Annotated in this window: 15 protein-coding genes; 13 read left to right on the forward strand and 2 right to left on the reverse strand. The window is 60.5% G+C overall.

The genetic code is table 11. The annotated features are described in order from the left end of the window. Positions 1-15: 15 nt before the first annotated feature. Positions 16-420, reverse strand: a complete 405-nt coding sequence (gene mscL / locus HDF15_RS23560) for a large conductance mechanosensitive channel protein MscL (RefSeq protein ID WP_184260267.1) — start codon at positions 418-420, stop codon at positions 16-18. Between the two features lie 91 nt (positions 421-511). Here mscL and HDF15_RS23565 point away from each other — a divergent pair, with 91 nt between their 5' ends. The 10 genes from HDF15_RS23565 (at position 512) to HDF15_RS23610 (ending at position 9,947) form a co-directional block, all read left to right on the forward strand. After that, a complete protein-coding gene (locus HDF15_RS23565) occupies positions 512-1,204 on the forward strand; it encodes a molybdenum cofactor biosynthesis protein MoaE (protein ID WP_184260268.1) in 693 nt (230 codons plus the stop codon). Then, positions 1,201-2,157 carry a VWA domain-containing protein gene (locus HDF15_RS23570; protein WP_184260269.1) on the forward strand — a complete coding sequence of 319 codons (957 nt, stop codon included), beginning with the start codon at positions 1,201-1,203 and terminating at the stop codon, positions 2,155-2,157. Before HDF15_RS23565 ends, HDF15_RS23570 begins: the two co-directional genes overlap by 4 nt. 115 nt (positions 2,158-2,272) lie before the next feature. Then, the gene (locus HDF15_RS23575) at positions 2,273-2,587 is read left to right on the forward strand and encodes an RNA chaperone Hfq (protein WP_311733192.1); all 315 of its coding nucleotides are present in this window, start codon (positions 2,273-2,275) and stop codon (positions 2,585-2,587) included. Positions 2,588-2,640: 53 nt separating this feature from the next. Then, positions 2,641-3,513, forward strand: coding sequence for an inositol monophosphatase family protein (locus HDF15_RS23580; protein WP_184260271.1), 873 nt, complete (start codon positions 2,641-2,643; stop codon positions 3,511-3,513). A 24-nt stretch (positions 3,514-3,537) separates the two neighbouring features. Further along, a complete protein-coding gene (locus tag HDF15_RS23585) occupies positions 3,538-3,834 on the forward strand; it encodes a hypothetical protein (protein WP_184260274.1) in 297 nt (98 codons plus the stop codon). A 163-nt stretch (positions 3,835-3,997) separates the two neighbouring features. Continuing rightward, positions 3,998-4,258 carry a ferredoxin family protein gene (locus HDF15_RS23590; RefSeq protein ID WP_014265111.1) on the forward strand — a complete coding sequence of 87 codons (261 nt, stop codon included), beginning with the start codon at positions 3,998-4,000 and terminating at the stop codon, positions 4,256-4,258. A gap of 341 nt (positions 4,259-4,599) precedes the next feature. Continuing rightward, on the forward strand, positions 4,600-5,346 hold the full coding sequence (gene recO / locus HDF15_RS23595; protein WP_184260276.1) for a DNA repair protein RecO: 747 nt from the start codon (positions 4,600-4,602) through the stop codon (positions 5,344-5,346). A gap of 260 nt (positions 5,347-5,606) precedes the next feature. Next, positions 5,607-6,569 (forward strand): glycine--tRNA ligase subunit alpha, encoded by a 963-nt coding sequence (locus HDF15_RS23600; RefSeq protein ID WP_184260278.1) that lies wholly within the window; start codon positions 5,607-5,609, stop codon positions 6,567-6,569. Between the two features lie 29 nt (positions 6,570-6,598). Further along, positions 6,599-8,686 (forward strand): glycine--tRNA ligase subunit beta, encoded by a 2,088-nt coding sequence (gene glyS / locus HDF15_RS23605; RefSeq protein WP_184260280.1) that lies wholly within the window; start codon positions 6,599-6,601, stop codon positions 8,684-8,686. A gap of 298 nt (positions 8,687-8,984) precedes the next feature. Then, on the forward strand, positions 8,985-9,947 hold the full coding sequence (locus HDF15_RS23610; protein ID WP_184260282.1) for a catalase family peroxidase: 963 nt from the start codon (positions 8,985-8,987) through the stop codon (positions 9,945-9,947). 276 nt (positions 9,948-10,223) lie between these two features. Here HDF15_RS23610 and HDF15_RS23615 read toward each other — a convergent pair whose 3' ends face one another. Next, on the reverse strand, positions 10,224-10,880 hold the full coding sequence (locus HDF15_RS23615; protein WP_184260284.1) for a hypothetical protein: 657 nt from the start codon (positions 10,878-10,880) through the stop codon (positions 10,224-10,226). Positions 10,881-11,026: 146 nt separating this feature from the next. On the opposite strand from HDF15_RS23615, the gene HDF15_RS26315 reads away from it, so the two are divergent. From HDF15_RS26315 to rpoN, 3 genes are all read left to right on the forward strand, one after another. After that, on the forward strand, positions 11,027-13,507 hold the full coding sequence (locus HDF15_RS26315; protein ID WP_184260286.1) for an LptA/OstA family protein: 2,481 nt from the start codon (positions 11,027-11,029) through the stop codon (positions 13,505-13,507). Between the two features lie 6 nt (positions 13,508-13,513). Then, a complete protein-coding gene (gene lptB / locus HDF15_RS23625) occupies positions 13,514-14,248 on the forward strand; it encodes an LPS export ABC transporter ATP-binding protein (protein ID WP_044178242.1) in 735 nt (244 codons plus the stop codon). A gap of 135 nt (positions 14,249-14,383) precedes the next feature. Further along, positions 14,384-15,907, forward strand: a complete 1,524-nt coding sequence (gene rpoN / locus HDF15_RS23630) for an RNA polymerase factor sigma-54 (protein ID WP_184260289.1) — start codon at positions 14,384-14,386, stop codon at positions 15,905-15,907. The last annotated feature ends 13 nt before the right edge of the window (positions 15,908-15,920 follow it).

A 15,920-nucleotide genomic window follows, 5' to 3' on the forward strand; every position in this document is an offset into this window, starting at 1 on the left:
CGAGATGCTTCAGACTCAGGCCGTGACCGGCTGTCCGCAGAACTTGCAGCGGGAAGCCGCAAGCGGAATCTCGCTCAGGCACTGGGGGCAGGTCTTGGTCGAGGGCTCGGCTGCAGGCGGGGGATTGAACTTCTTCATCAGGTATTGCGTGGGCAGCACCATGAAGAAATAGACCACGGAGGCGATGAGCAGGAAGTTGATGATCGCCGTGAAGAAGGTGCCGTACTTGATCTCGCCGCCATGAGCGTGGGCGACGAGGTAGTCGAAGTTTGGCTTGCCGATGATCGCGCCCAACAAGGGGTTGATGATGTTGGCGGTCAGAGCGGTGACGATCGAGGTGAAGGCAGCGCCTATGATGACGGCCACCGCCAGGTCCATTACATTGCCGCGCAAAATGAAATCGCGAAATCCTTTGAACATGAGTCCTCCGTGGGTTCGGTTTTAGGGTAAAGATTTCCCGGCGAGTATACCGCAACGACTCGGGTATTCTTTGTAGATGCGTCCTGCCACCATGCGCGTACACCTGATTTCGTTCGGTCCCCTGAAGACGATATTCCCTGAGGGGGGAGTGTGGCGAGAACTGCGTGTGGGGGAATCGGTCGCGGGTCTGCTGGCTTTGCTGCGCCGCGAGGGTGTGGTGGCGGAGGAGATGCTGCGCTCGGCAGCCGTTGCGGTGAACCATGAATATGCGGCGGAAGGGCATAGCCTCTGCGATGGCGACGAGGTGGCGATTCTGCCGCCTGTAAGCGGAGGTTCTGGAGATCTTGTCCAACTGGTGAGGGAGCCGATGGACGCGGTGGCCATCACGAACAGGATCAAGGCTGGGACAGACGGTGCGGTATGCGTCTTCGACGGCATTGTGCGCGATAACACCAAAGGCCGCGCGACCCTGCATCTCGACTATGAGGCCTATGAGGAGATGGCGCTGCGCCAGATGCACGAACTGCGCGAGCAGGCGATCGCGAAGTTCGGCGTGCGCGAGGTGGCAGTGGTGCATCGCCTGGGGCGGTTGGTGGTTGGTGAGACGAGCGTGCTGATCGTTGTGGCTTCGGCCCATCGTGGAGCGGCGTTCGACGCCTGCCGCTGGCTCATCGACACGCTCAAGAAGACGGTGCCGATCTGGAAGCGGGAGCAGTTTGTCGACGGGGCCGTATGGGCTGACGGCGAGCCGTTTCCTCCGGACATTGCAGAGGCCAAACAATGAGGTTGGCTGCCGTCGCGCTGGCTGCTGTGTGGTTGCCCGCCCTGGCAATGTCCCAGACGCCTGCCCAGCAGCCTGCGCCCATTGAGCGTCATGACCCTGAGATTCCAACCATTCATGTGGAGAGCCGGCTGGTCAGTGTGGCCCTCAATGTCGTGGATGAGCAGGGTGCTCCAGTGCCGGATTTGAGCGCTGCCGACTTTGAGGTGGCGGAAGATGGCAAGCCCCAGCGCATCGCCAACTTTGACCGCGAATCGACCACACCGCTGGAGATCGTGCTTGCCATCGACGCCAGCGAGAGCGTCTTCAACGATGAGCACCTGGAGCGCGAGGCCGCGAAGAAGTTCATGGCGTCGCTGCTGCGCAAACAGGACCAGATCGACCTGATGGACTTTGCTGACGACGTCGATGAACTTGTCTCCTTCACCAGTGACGTGCAGAAGATCGACAGCGGCCTGGGACGGATTCATCACGGCGATGCCACGGCGTTGTATGACGCGGTCTATCTTGCGAGCCAGCGATTGGGTGAGACGCCTTCGAATGGGGGGCAGCGCCGCGTTCTTGTGCTTATCACCGATGGAGAAAATACGACGCATCACGGGAGCTATGACGCTGCTTTGGAGCAGGCGCAGCGTGCCGGAGCGATGATCTATGCGCTGATTATCGTGCCGGTATCGGCTGATGCCGGGCGCAATACCGGCGGGGAGCATGCGCTGATCCAGTTGGCCCGCGACACCGGCGGCAAGTACTACTACGTCGAGGACAAGCACGATCTCACGCCGGCGTTTCAGCATGTTTCGGACGATCTGCGGACGCAGTACACGGTGGGCTATTACGCGCCCCAGAAGGCTCTCGGCAGGGATAATCTGCGGCATATTCAGCTGCAATTGAAGGATCCGGCACTGCGTGCCCGCTATACGCTGCGCTACCGAACGTCCTATTATGCGAACCGTTAGCGCAAATCTCCTGTAGGTGTATCGCGAAACCACGACGCTTATGGCCGTTTTTCTCCAGAAAAAACGGCACTGCACGCCCGATTCAACTTCCCGGCAACAGGAGATTTGCTCTAGAGTGGTTCGCCGTACAATCAAAGGTATGGCGACGACGAAAAAGCGGCACAAGGGACTACCTGCGGGAGAGACGGGACAGGAGGCGCTTTACCTGAAATCGCTCAGCGAGCGACAGGTTCCGGTCTCCGTCAAGCTGCGCGACGGCGAGGTCGTCAATGGCTGGATCGAATACTTCGACGACATGATGGTGCGGCTCACGCGCGAAGGCAAGCCGAATCTCTTCATCTACAAGGCGCAGATCCGCACGATTACCGAGAGTGCCGGTGCAAGCACACGCCGCAGCGGCAATCGCGTAGCCGCAGCGGCAATCGCGTAGCCGCAGCGGCGGCGAACTAAACCCCGTTTCAACCAAGGCATCAAGGAGAGTTTGTGGCTGAACTGGTCGGCATTGCAGAGTCCATTGCGCGTGAAGCAGGAGCGCTGCTGCGCGAGTTCTATCATCGCGGCGTTGCCGCAGAGTACAAGGGCGACGTCGACCTTGTTACCGAGGCGGACCGTGCCAGCGAAGCGCTGATCGTCGCCCGTCTGAGTGCGGCGCTGCCGGACCACGGCATCTATGGCGAAGAGGGCACGCGGCAGGCGCTGGAGAGCGAGTTCCGCTGGTACATCGACCCGCTGGATGGCACGACCAACTTTGCGCATGGATTTCCGGCGTTCTGTGTGATTCTGGGATGCGAACGCCGGGTTCCGGGACTGGCCGCTGGGGAAGATGGCGAGATGGTTGCCGGCGTGATCTACGATCCACTGCGCGATGAGATGTTCTCGACCGAACGCGGTGGCGGAGCCAAGCTCAACGGCAAGCCGATCCATGCCTCGCGCACGAAGACGCTGCAGGAGTCGCTGGTAGCGACAGGCTTTCCGAGCCACAAGCGGCATCGCAGCCCGAACGTGCACTTCTACCAGGAGTTCACGCTGCGCTCGCATGGGGTGCGGCGCGCGGGCTCGGCGGGGCTTGACCTGGCATACGTTGCCTGCGGACGCCTGGAGGGGTTCTGGGAGTTCAAGCTGAATCCGTGGGACACCTCGGCGGGCTATCTGATGGTGGAAGAGGCTGGCGGCAAGATTACACACTTCGATGGCGGGAAATTTACGCTCGACAGCCGCGAGGTGCTCGCGACGAATGGATTGATTCACGCGGAGATGCAGCATCTCTTTGAGGACCTGTTTGCAGGGAAGAACATCGAGCCGATTCCTACTCCGGCGGAGTTTGCGGCTCGCCGCGCAGGGGAAGCGGCTGAATAAGTCTGCGATGGAGGATAGAGCTCCATGTCTATGGAATCAGAAATAGGAACGGATTTGCAGCGTTCACGAAAGCGATTTCCTCTTTGGTTGCAGTTGCTTGCTTTGTTCCTCGTTGCAATTGGAGCAGTAACCGTTTTTGTCGCTGTAGGAAACCAAGGAGTTCAACGGTGTGCAGTGGATTATCCGCACGATGGCCAATGCGGGTTAGTCGCTGTAATGGACGATATTTACGGTTTTGGCTTGGCGGGCTTGATTCTGTTGGTCGGAGTCATCGTGATTCTGCGCCGCTGGACGCGTGCAAGGGGCGGGCAAGAGCGCTAGCAGCGTATGTTTTGTTGGGGTAGAGCAGGAAAGCATGGGTAAATAGGCCTGTTCCAGTCCGAGTTGTGAATTTCTTACGGCTTTGGATGAGCTTCGTTTCTTGTTAGAATCGAGTTCTAAATTCAAGATCTGGTCGATACCCTGACCAAGGAGAGCAAGAGACATGGCGTATGTAATCGCGGAACCCTGCATCGGAACCAAAGACACGGCTTGCGTGGATGCGTGCCCGGTTGACTGTATCCACCCGAAGAAGGACGAGACGGGTCACGGTGAGGCCGAGCAGCTCTTCATCGACCCGGTCGAGTGCATCGACTGCGGTGCGTGCGTTCCGGTTTGCCCGGTTTCGGCGATCTATGCCGGTGACGACCTGCCGGACAAGTGGGTCAGCTTCCAGGAGAAGAACGCGACGCACTTCGGTCGCTAGGTTTTTGGTTTTTGAACGCGCGGCCTTCGGGTCGCGCGTTTTGCTTTTTGCCTTCTTTGTTTTTGTTCTTGCTTTTCTGGTTGTCATTCCGAGCGCAGCGAGCGAACCTGCTGTCTCCCGCTTTTCGTTAGTGTTGCCACAAATGTTATGCGGCAGCGCGAACGACGTCGTCCAGTGAGTGCCCAGTTGTTTATGGGCGGTGCAATCAAACAACGGGAGACAGCAGGTTCGCTCGCTGCGCTCGGAATGACAACCAGAAAGGCAAAAACAAAAGCCGAAAATGAACTATCAGAAACAGCGATAAGCACCCTCAGAAATAACAAAAGGTACGATAGACCTGCATGGCAGAAGGCAGGCTCATCCCGCATCACGGCGAAGCGATCGTGCTGCGCACCTGGCCGTTTCATGAGGCTGACCTGCTGATCAGCTTCTTTACGCGCGATCAGGGCAAGGTCAAGGGCGTGGCGCGGCACGCGATGAAGAGCCGCCGCCGCTTTGGTGGCGCGCTGGAACCGGCGACGCATGTCCGCGCCCACTACACGGAGCGTCCAAGGCAGGAGCTCGTACGGCTCGACAACTTCGAGATCCTGTGGTCGCCGCTGACCGCGCCGGTGGACTATCTCCGCACTGCTGGATTGCAGCTTGTCGTGGAAGTGCTTGAAGAGGCGATGCCGGACCTCGCGCCCGAGGACAACATCTTTCGGCTCGCGCTTGCGACGCTCACGGCTATGCAGGCTGATAGCGTGTGGCTGCCGGTTACGTATTTCTGCCTGTGGATGAACCGCCTGATGGGCTGGATGCCGGAGCTGGGGCACTGTGCGGTGTGCGGGCTCGACCTGCGTGGGCAAACGGTGTGGTGGTCTCCTGCGGGCGATGGTGTGACGTGCCACGATGACCGCCGCTCGGGAAGCAGGCCACTGAGTGCGGAGTCGGTGGCGGAGAGCTACAGGATTGCGCGGTCGTCGCTGCCGCAGCTTGCGGAGGAGCCCTGGCCGGAGGAGCGTGCGAGGGACCTGAGGGCGTTTGCGGTAGGGACGCTGGAGCGGCATCTGGAGCGGCGGCTGCGGAGTGCGACGGCACTAAGCTAAGCAGTTTCGACAGAGGCATGGACGTGCCTCAGCTGGGTGCCCCATCCTCGACGCGCGTCTTTGCGCGGCAGGGTGGGTTATCGTGCGAAGCACGACCGCCTTGAGCTCGTAGAGGCAACTGTGCCCGACATGGAAGAGAGCGGTCGTTTGCTACCGCAAACGATACCCCACCCTGCCACGCGATAGAGCCGCGTGTCGAGGATGGGGCACCCGACTGAGGCTCACTCTACAGTTATGGCGAACTGCTCTAGAATCGGAAGATGCCTCATGTAGAAAACAAGAAGAAGGCCCTAACATTCCAAGAACTGCTGTTCACGCTACAGCGTTTCTGGGCCGAGCATGGATGCGTGTTACAACAGCCGTACGACCTCGAGGTCGGCGCCGGCACCATGTCGCCCGATACGTTTCTGCGTGTGCTGGGGCCGAAGCCCATCAGCATCGCCTATGCGCAGCCCTCGCGGCGTCCGGCGGATGGACGCTATGGCGAAAACCCAAATCGGCTGTTTCGCCACACGCAGCTCCAGGTAATTCTGAAGCCGCCACCGGAGCGGGTGCAGGAGCTGTACCTCGAGTCGCTGGTGGCGATCGGGATCGACCTGAAAGAGCACGACATCAAGTTCGAAGAGGACAACTGGGAGTGGCCGGTGGGCGGCGCGTGGGGCGTCGGCTGGCAGGTGATGCTCGATGGGCAGGAGATCACGCAGTTTACCTACTTCCAGCAGTGCGGCGGCATGGATCTCGACCCGATCTCGGGCGAGATTACGTATGGCCTTGAGCGCATCGCGCAGTTCCTGCAGGACCTCGATTCGATCTACGACATCGTGTGGTCGCGCGATCCCATGACGGGTACGGAGCTTACCTATGGCGACGTTCGCCTGCACGAGGAGCAGCAGTTCTCAGCTTACTCGTTTGACTATGCCGACGTGGACAAGCTCTGGGAGCATCTGCGGCTGTATGAGGCGGAGTGTCTCCTGCTGCTTGAACGCGCAAAGACGGTGCTGACGGAAGAGAATGACGATGCGCTGGCTGTGAAGCGCTTCCCTGTGATGGGGGCGTATGAGCTCGCGCTGAAGTGCTCGCACACGTTCAACCTGCTGGATGCGCGGGGTGCGATCTCGGTGACGGAACGCGTGGGTGTGATGGCGCGGATTCGTACTCTCATCGTCGGCGTTGCAAAGATCTATGCCGAACAGCAGCGATTGACGTCGCTGGTTGCCGCTTAAACAAGTTTGAAGAATTACAGGGTTGGGTGATGGCAGATTTTCTGTTGGAAATTGGATTGGAAGAGGTTCCCGCGCGCATGATCGCTGGAGCGCAGGCCGAACTCCTGCGTCGTACGCTGGCGCTGTTGGAACGCGAACAGTTGGAGGGCGTGGATGCGGTCTCATACTCGACGCCACGCCGGCTTGCCGTGCTGGTGCGCGGCGTGCGCGAGCAGCAGGCGGACATTACGGAAGAGGTTACCGGTCCTGCCGTGAAGATCGCCTTCAAAGATGGCGTGGCTACCCCTGCGGCTGAGGCGTTTGCACGGAAGTCCGGTGTGGCCGTGGCCGACCTGCGGACGATTACGACGCCGAAGGGTGAGTACCTTGCCGCGACCAGCGTGAAGAAGGGCCGCAGTGCTGCCGAGGTGCTGGCCAGCGAGTTGCCGAAGGAGATCGCAGGGATCTACTGGGCGAAGAATATGTACTGGCGTCCCGGCAAGCCGGAGCGGTTTGTACGCCCGGTTCTGTGGATCGTGTGCCTGCTGGGAGACGCTGTGGTGCCGCTGACCTTCGCGGGCAAGACAGCGGGACGCGCGAGCTACGGCCATCGCGTGCTGTCGAGCGGCGAGCCGTTCGAGATCGTCGCGCCGGAGAGCTATCTGGCTCAGCTTGAAGGGGAGTATGTGATCGCCGACGTCGAGGCGCGGCGGCAGAAGATTCGCAAGGCTCTGGATCATGTCACGCGCGCAGTCGAGGCCGCTCGGTGGCGCGAAGACGAGGAGCTGGTCGACAGTGTGACGCATCTGACCGAGTGGCCGGCGGTGCTGCTCGGCGGCTTCGAGCCGGCTTACCTCGAGCTGCCGGAAGAGGTGCTGGTGACGGTGATGCGCGATCACCAGAAGTACTTTGCGGTGGAAGATGCGCAGGGTAAGCTGGCTCCTCATTTTCTGGCGGTGCTGAACATCGCGCTCGACGAGACGAATGAGCCGATCATCAAGCAGGGCAATGAGCGGGTGCTGCGCGCGCGGTTCAACGATGCACGCTTCTTCTGGGAGTTCGACCAGCGTACGCCGCTGACCGAGCGTGTGAAGCTGCTGGAGAACGTGACCTTTCAGAAAGACCTTGGCAGCTATGCGACGAAGAGCGAGCGTGTACGCTCGCTGGCTGCGCAGCTTGCAAAGATCGCTTCATCGCGTGGGGCGGCTGTGGATGCGAGTGCGGTTGACGAGGCCGCGACGCTTGCGAAGACCGATCTTACGACGGAGCTGGTGAAGGAGTTCACGGAGCTGCAGGGCGTCATCGGCGGGCTGTATGCGAAGGCGCAGGGTGCCAGTGCGACTGTTGCGGATGCCATCTACGATCAGTACCTTCCGGCGTCGGCGAAGGACTCTATTCCGCGTTCAGCCGAGGGAGCTTTGCTGGGACTTGCCGATCGTATCGACACGATCTCCGGCATGTTTGCGCTGGGGATGGAGCCGACCGGATCGAAAGACCCGTTCGCTTTGCGCCGCGCAGCGAACTCCGTGGTGCGAATCCTGGCGGAGTCAGGTCTGCCGCTTACGCTGGCTGATGTGCTTGGAGCTGCGCAATCTAAGCCTGAGGTAGCTGCGAAGCTGCAGGCGTTCTTTGCGGAGCGTATCGAGTTCTATCTGCGCGAAGGGCGCGGACAGGCGTATGACGTCGTGAAAGCTGTTGTAGCAGCAGGGTCTGAAGACCTGCGGGATGCTGTGGCTCGTGCCGAGGCTGTGACCGCTGTTCGCGGTGGAGAGGATTTCATCGCCGTCAGTGCTGCTTTCAAGCGCATGAAGAACATTCTCGATCAGGCACAGGCGAAGGGCGAATCGATTCCTGCGAGTGTGAATACGTCGCTGCTCTCCGATGACTCGGAGAAGGCGTTGGAGTCTACCGGCGGGCGTGTTGCAGGTGACGTAGAAGCATTGCGGGCAAAGCGCCAGTACCGTGAAGCTCTGACACAGGTGGCGTCGCTTCGGCCTGTTGTTAATGAGTTTTTCGAGAGGGTGATGGTCATGGCCCCGGAGGCTGATATTCGGGCGAACCGTCTGGCGTTGCTGGCGCGTACGGTTGCAGACTTTTCACGCATCGCAGATTTCTCGGAGATTGTTGCGCAGGGGTAGATTCAGCACGTCTGAATTTGTCTTTGTTTGTTTTTCGTCGTCATCCTGAAGCGTAACTGAATGACCCCCGCATTGGGTGCCACCCAGATGCAAAGCGAGACCCCTGTGGTGCGCTTTGCGTCTGGGCCCCTGCAAAATGCGGGGGTCATTCGCCGTTGGCTCAGGATGACGACGAGAAACAAACAACGACAAAGGCAGCAGCATTTGTTGTTTGTCCCGAGGCAGTCGCGATTCACAGTACGGCCACCGCCAGCGATTTAGAGTAGAGGTCAGTCCAGCACTTCACAGGAGAACGATCATGCCGCTGCCAACCGACGAGAAGCTATTAGCCCTAAGTAACAACCTCATCCAGCAGTTCGATACGATCTTCGGCGAGCATCCCAGTTTTCGTCCTGCCCATGCCAAGGGCACGATGCTGACGGGTACGTTTACGCCCTCTGCGGAAGCTGCTTCGCTCACCCGTGCACCGCATATCGTGCGCGAGTCGACCCCGGTGACAGTCCGGTTCTCGAACTCGACAGGGCTGCCCCTTGTGCCGGATACCGACCCCAATGCCAACCCACGCGGCATGGCGATCCGGTTCAATCTGGCGGAGCACAGCCATACCGACATCGTGAGCCATTCGGTGGACGGCTTTCCCGTCCGCACGGGAGATGAGTTTCTAGAGCTTCTGCGTGCGCTTGCCAGTAGCGATCTTGCTGCGCCCACCGATCCGAAGAACCCGAAGCCTATCGAGATCTTTCTGGGTGGACATCCGGCGGCGCTTGCGTTTGTGCAGACTCCGAAGCCTGCGCCTTCGAGCTTTGGCCGCGAGTCTTACTTCGGCATCACGGCGATGCGTTTCACCAATGCGGACGGCGTTGTGCGCTATGGCCGTTATCGCATTCTGCCGGAGGCAGGGAACGAGCATCTCGATGACGCTGCCGTTGCGGCCAAGGGGCCGAACTATCTCTTCGATGAACTGAAAGAACGAGTGGCCGCCGGTCCGGTAAGCTTCCGCATCCTGGTGCAGCTGGCGAATGAAGGCGATGTTGTCGACGATGCGACGATTCACTGGCCCGAAGACCGGAGGGTCGTCGAACTCGGCACGATTGCTCTGACTGCGCCTGTCGCAGACGATGCGCATGAGCAGCAGCGCATTATCTTTGACCCGATACCGCGCGTCGATGGCATCGAGCCTTCGGACGACCCTCTGTTGGAGCTTCGTGCGGCAGTCTATTTGATCAGCGGACGCCGTCGCCGGAGTGAGTCAGCGCAGTAACGGGTTCGTATTGCAATGAGGTTAGACGCATTGGTTTCAGGGCCAACGGCCCGTCTCATACCAGCCCAGGGCAACGCCCTGGGTTATAGGCACCCAACGTGCAGAGGGCTGAAAGCCCGACTCATCGATGTCGCCACGATGAGTCGGGCTTTCAGCCCTTTATTTTTCTATGGCAGGTACCCAGGGCTTTGCCCTGGGCTGGTATGAGACGGGCCTTCGGCCCTAAAGACAGGGATTCACGCTGAAATTTTATCTAGGCATATTCCAGTGCCAGCTCTAGTTCAGCCGCTGCAACCGCGCGATCAATTTCTCGGCCAGCGGCTCGCCGCTCTCCGTCCACAATAGGCGGCTGGAGATGCCGCAATGCTTTTCGACCGAGAGCGTGAAGGCCAGCAGCTTCTCGACGTTCTGCTTGATGCGGTCGGCGGCGTCGGTGTCCAGCTCTTCGTCTTCGAGCACCCAGGGTGTATCGAGTCCGAAGTCGACGCGGATGTGGCCGTTCTGCTCATAGCTGCCGTCATCGAAGTCCGGGCCGAAGCCTGTAATGCGCACCTTTGCCGGTTCCAGCCGCCAGGCGATGTCGAGGTCGCCTGCTGCATCGGGAAGCCAGAGCATCCAGCGCATCTCGAACTCGTAGGCCATGTCGTCGTGAAGCTGTTCGGTAGCCTCTGCGACGGCGTTCTCGATGATCGAGCCTTCGGTGTCGGCGGAGGTCTGTGCGCGCTCGTCGTTGACATAGATGCGCTGGTAAGTGGGAGATTCGGTCCAATTGATCGGATAGGTGCTGGAGGCAGCCACGCGGCCAAACTCGCTGCCGGGTTTGCCGTCCTTCGCGATAACGGCGAACTGACGCATGACGCCGACGAGCGCATCGGGCAGCGCTTGCAGACGGAAGTTGGGAAACCACAGACTCAGGTAAAGCTGATCGGCCATAGATCCATTTTAGATGCCAAGAGGAGGGCTCAGGGCCCAGGGCTTAGGGTTCAGAATGCCAAAGCTGCTGAAACCCTGGACCCTACACCCTGGGCCCTGAGCCCTCCTCTGAGGTGAGAAGATAAGTGCAGGCAATGAAAGCGTCTGTGGAGAGACTTCGATGGGTACTGGCAGGGGGAGCGGTCCTGCTGCTCGTTGTGCTGGCAGTTTTTCTCGGCTACGGACGCTATCGCGCGCTGCGCACCTGGCGGGACATTGTGCGACGGTCCGGCGCTCACATCACGCATGAGACCGACGGCTATACCTACTCTCAATCGTTGAAGGGGCGAACGATCTTCACGCTGCACGCGGCCAAGGGCATCCCGCATGGCGATGGGAAGTGGTCGCTGCATGATGGCGTTCTCACGCTGTACGGCAAGACCCCCAATGATTTCGATCGCATCCACGGGGCAGACTTCGAATACGACGAAAAGACAGAGATTTTGCAGGCACTCGGGGAGGTCTATATCGATGTGCAGGCGCCGGGAGCACTTGCGTCAGGGGGCAAGACCCATACCGACAATAGTCCCAAGACTCCGATGGCACAGCCCGACGCCAAGCCCGGCGAAAACGACCACATCATCCATGTCCGCACCACCGGTCTCAGCTACAACCGAAAAGAGGGAATTGCTACGACCTCTGAGGAGGTGGAGTTCCGTTATGCGGGGCTGCAATGCCTGGCAAAGGGGGCGATCTTCAACTCAGACGAGAGCATGCTGCATCTGCTGGCCGACGTGCGCCTGACCGGGGATGTCCACGGCGAGCCGATGACGGTCCACGCGGTCAAGGCGGACCTCAATCGCGAAAGCAATACCGTGGCGCTGGTACAGCCCGTTGCGCACACACAGGGGCGTACGGCGCATGCGGCCAGTGCGTTGCTGCATCTGCGCAAAGATGGCTCGATCTCACAGGCTGAGGCGGATGGCAACGTAGCGTTCGATGAAGGGACGCGCCATCTGACGGCCCCGCATCTCGATGCGACTTTCAACACCGCCAGCCTGCCGCAGACGACGAAGCTGACCGGTGGTGTCGTGCTCTGGGATGATAATGTGCAGCAGCCGATGCACGGCAAGGCTAACGAGGTGGATACGAGTTTCAACGCGCTGGGCGCGCCGACCAACATCGTCGCAACAGGTGCGGCACAGGTAGCGCTCAGCGACCACAAGGGCAGCGGGCCGGCGCTCTCCCGCGAGATGCGCGGAGACCGCATCGTGGCGACGCTGGTGCCCATCGGACACAAGACGGTGTCGAGGCTCACCCAGGTTGTGGCTACCGGCTCGGCGATGGCCCGAGGCGACTCACCGGTTGCGTCGAGTGCAGGCCACCCTCAGACGCAGGAGATCAAGTCCACCATGATTACGGCGGACAAACTGCGTGCTGACCTCGAACCGGGTGCGTCTCAGAAGGCCGAGCTGCGAAAGGTCTTCGGCACGGGACATGCGCGGTTGCAGCAGGACGCTCCCCAGGGAGAGCAGCAGACCAGCTCCTCGGATACGGTGGACATCGCGTTTGCCTCCCAGCCCACGAAGAGCGGGGGCATGGCGACCGGGATCACCTCTGCGGTACAGAATGGGCATGTGGTGATCCACAGCGTCCCGGCGTTGCGTGTGGGAGCCGCCAAGCCTGAGCCGCCGTCTGATGCGAGCGCCAACAACGCCGTCTATGACGGAGCGACCTCGAAGTTGACCCTTACGGGTTCGGCCCGTTACACACAGGGCGACACCCAGTTGACGGCGGCCACGATTGTCGCCAATCAGACGACTGGTGATGCGGATGCCCAGGGGAATGTTCTTGCCACGTTGCTGGGTGCGGAGACCTCCGCGACGGCTCAGGCGACGCATGTCACCGCCGACCACGCGCATCTGGTGCAGGCTTCGCAGGTGGCCGATTTTTACGGCAATGAAGCGCATCCGGCGCGGCTCTGGCAGGGGGCTTCGCAGGTTGAGGCCGCGACCCTGCGCTTCGATCAGAAGCAAAAGACACTGGCCGCTCGTCCGGCCTCTACGGGGGGACTGGTCCACGCTGTGTTCGCCAATGCCAATGCCAATGCCAACTCCAACCCATCGCAGGCGCAGGCGAAGGGCAAGACTGCCTCGTCGGGGGAAGGGCAGGTGGTCAGAGTCGCGAGCCCGGCGATGGACTACTCCGATATCGCTCGCGAAGCGACGTTCTCGGGTGGGGTTCGTATCGATGGCGCAACGGGGCAGGCGCGCTCGCAGAAGGCGGTTGTTTTCCTGAACCCTGCAGCGCCCTCGAAGGCCGCGCCAGGAGCGGCGAAGCCGGCGGGGCCGACGAATCTTCTGGGTGGTTCGGTCGAGAAGGTCGTGCTCTCCGAATCAGTTCGGATCGATCAGCCGGGGCGTGCCGGTACGGGCGAACAGCTGGTCTACACGACGGCAGATTCGAGCTACATTTTGACCGGAACACCGGCGAAGCCGCCGCATATCGTGGACGTGAAGCAGGGTAACGTCACCGGGGCGACGCTGCTGTTCCGTTCGGACGATAGTACGATCATCGTTACAGGTGCCCCTCCGGGGCCGGCACAGAAGCATGGGCGTGTCCGCACCGAGACGGAAGTGAGGCAGTAGAGCGTGATTAGGACTCTGGCAACCGAGGAGATCGGCAAGGCATACGGCGGACGGCAGGTAGTTCGAGGCGTCAGCCTGGAGATACGGCAGGGCGAGGTCGTCGGTCTGCTGGGCCCCAATGGCGCTGGCAAGACGACGAGCTTTTACATGATCGTCGGCCTGGTACGGCCGGACAGTGGCCGCATCTTTACGGACGGCGCTGACATTACGCGCACGCCGATGTATCTGCGGGCGCGCGAGCATCGCATCAGCTATCTGCCGCAGGAGCCCTCGATCTTTCGCAAGCTGACGGTGGAGGAGAACATCCTCGCGGTGCTGGAGACGCAGCACAACACCTGGGAGGCGCGGCGCAAGGCCTCCGAGAACCTCATCCTGCAGCTCAACCTTGGCCATGTGCGCAAGACGCGCGGCTACGCGCTCTCGGGTGGCGAACGACGCCGCGTGGAGATCGCCCGTTGCCTGGCTATCAATCCGGCGTTTATCCTGCTGGACGAGCCGTTTTCCGGTATCGACCCGATTGCGGTGCTGGAGCTTCAGCAGATCATCTTCGACCTGAAGGCCAGCGGGATCGGCGTGCTTATCACGGACCACAACGTCCGCGAGACGCTGAGCGTTACCGACCGCGCATACATCATCAATGAGGGGCGCATCTTCCGCACGGGGACGCCGGGGGAACTGGGGCGCGATCCTGAGGTGAAGCGGGTGTACCTGGGTGAGGGCTTTTCGATGGGTGGGGTTTGAGGACGAAAACCCAGTAATAATAAAAGCAAAAGCTCTCCGACGCTGTAGAATGGCCCTAGAATTGCTTGCCGGATGGTGGGTTCCGAAGCAAAGTGTCTTCCGCGCGGATGCGTGGAGGGTTCGCGAGGTCGATCTTTGTTGTTACAGCCCAGACTGAATGTTCGAGTCTCGCAACGCCAGGTGCTCACTCCGGGCCTGATGCAGATGGTCAGTGTGCTTGCGCTCAACAAGCTTGAGCTCAAGGACATGATCAATGGCGAACTGGTCGAAAATCCGGTGCTGGAGGAGATCGAAGAGTCCTCCGAGACGTTCGATGAACGTACAGCCCGTGAGGGAGATCGTGAGCGCAGTGCGGAAGACCTTGTGGTAGAGGGGGAGCGCACTGAAAAAGATCCCTTCGATGAGATCGACTTTGGGAGTTACTTCCAGGATTATCTTGATCCCGGCTTTCGTACCGCCTCCAACTTCGAAGACTATGACAGCGAGAAGCCGTCGTTCGAACACTTTCTTGCCCAGCCCAGCACGCTGAGCGATTACCTCACCTGGCAGCTGGGTTCGATGCCGCTGCGCCAGGAGCTTCGTACAGCCGTTGAGCTGGTGATCGGTAACCTGAACGAAGACGGATATCTCACCGCGAGCGATCAGGAACTCGCCGAAGCACTGGCTGGCAGTGAAGCGGGGCAGGCTGAGCTTATTCTGGTCGTCGAGGCGCGGGGTGTCGTCGCTCATCTGGATCCCATCGGCGTGGGGGCACGCGATCTGCGCGAGTGCCTGTTGCTGCAGATCGAAGCGTTGCGGTGCGAGGCGCTCCTTGTGGGGAAGCGCAATGGGGCTCCCGTTCCTGAGGATGCGGTGGCAGCCTTCGACGCGGCTGCCCTGATTGCTGACCGGCATCTGTCGCTGCTGCAGAAAAAAGATATGCGGGAGTTGACGCGGGTCTCGCATCGCACGCCGGAGCAGGTTGCTGCTGCTGTGGATCTGATTCGCAGCCTGGACCCGCGGCCTGGTCAGCGCTACAGCAGCTCGGACACACGCCTCATCGAGCCGGATGTCGCCTTCGTCAAGCGTGGCGATGAGTACGTGGTCGTCATGAATGAAGAAGACCTGCCCGCGCTGCGTCTCAACCAGGGCTATCGCAAGATGCTGCGGGAGAAGAGCACGGAACGCGAGGTGCGGGAGTATGTGAAGGAGCGCTACAAATCCGCGATCCAGCTCCTGCGCAACATCGAGCAGCGCAAGAATACGATCGTTCGTACCTGCGAGGCTATCGTGCGGCGGCAGCAGGAGTTTCTCGAGCGCGGTGTCGAGGCCCTGAAACCGATGATGATCAAGGAGGTCGCCGAGGAGATCGGGGTCCATGCTTCGACGGTCAGCCGGGCTGTCGCAAATAAATATGTGCACACGACCCAGGGGGTGTACGAGCTACGCTTTTTCTTCACTGAGAGCGTGAACGGGCCGGAGGGGGGCGACGTGCCGTTGTTGTTGCTTAAACGCCGTGTTAAGAAGCTGATCGAGGACGAAGACCCACGCAAGCCGTGGACGGATGAATACCTCGCCGCGGAGTTGCAGCGCCAGGGAATTCGGGTCACCCGCAGGACGGTTGCGAAGTATCGCGAAGATATGCAGATTCCCAGCACCCACCAACGCCGTGTACGATAATCCGCATCTTACG

Source organism: Granulicella mallensis (assembly GCF_014203225.1).
GTDB classification, from domain to species: domain Bacteria; phylum Acidobacteriota; class Terriglobia; order Terriglobales; family Acidobacteriaceae; genus Granulicella; species Granulicella mallensis_A.

Coding starts and splice junctions, on each gene's coding strand:
- mscL (WP_184260267.1), bottom strand. CDS start 420: ATGTTCAAAGGATTTCGCGATTTCATTTTGCGCGGCAATGTAATGGAC.
- HDF15_RS23565 (WP_184260268.1), top strand. CDS start 512: ATGCGCGTACACCTGATTTCGTTCGGTCCCCTGAAGACGATATTCCCT.
- HDF15_RS23570 (WP_184260269.1), top strand. CDS start 1,201: ATGAGGTTGGCTGCCGTCGCGCTGGCTGCTGTGTGGTTGCCCGCCCTG.
- HDF15_RS23585 (WP_184260274.1), top strand. CDS start 3,538: ATGTCTATGGAATCAGAAATAGGAACGGATTTGCAGCGTTCACGAAAG.
- HDF15_RS23590 (WP_014265111.1), top strand. CDS start 3,998: ATGGCGTATGTAATCGCGGAACCCTGCATCGGAACCAAAGACACGGCT.
- recO (WP_184260276.1), top strand. CDS start 4,600: ATGGCAGAAGGCAGGCTCATCCCGCATCACGGCGAAGCGATCGTGCTG.
- HDF15_RS23600 (WP_184260278.1), top strand. CDS start 5,607: ATGCCTCATGTAGAAAACAAGAAGAAGGCCCTAACATTCCAAGAACTG.
- glyS (WP_184260280.1), top strand. CDS start 6,599: ATGGCAGATTTTCTGTTGGAAATTGGATTGGAAGAGGTTCCCGCGCGC.
- HDF15_RS23610 (WP_184260282.1), top strand. CDS start 8,985: ATGCCGCTGCCAACCGACGAGAAGCTATTAGCCCTAAGTAACAACCTC.
- HDF15_RS23615 (WP_184260284.1), bottom strand. CDS start 10,880: ATGGCCGATCAGCTTTACCTGAGTCTGTGGTTTCCCAACTTCCGTCTG.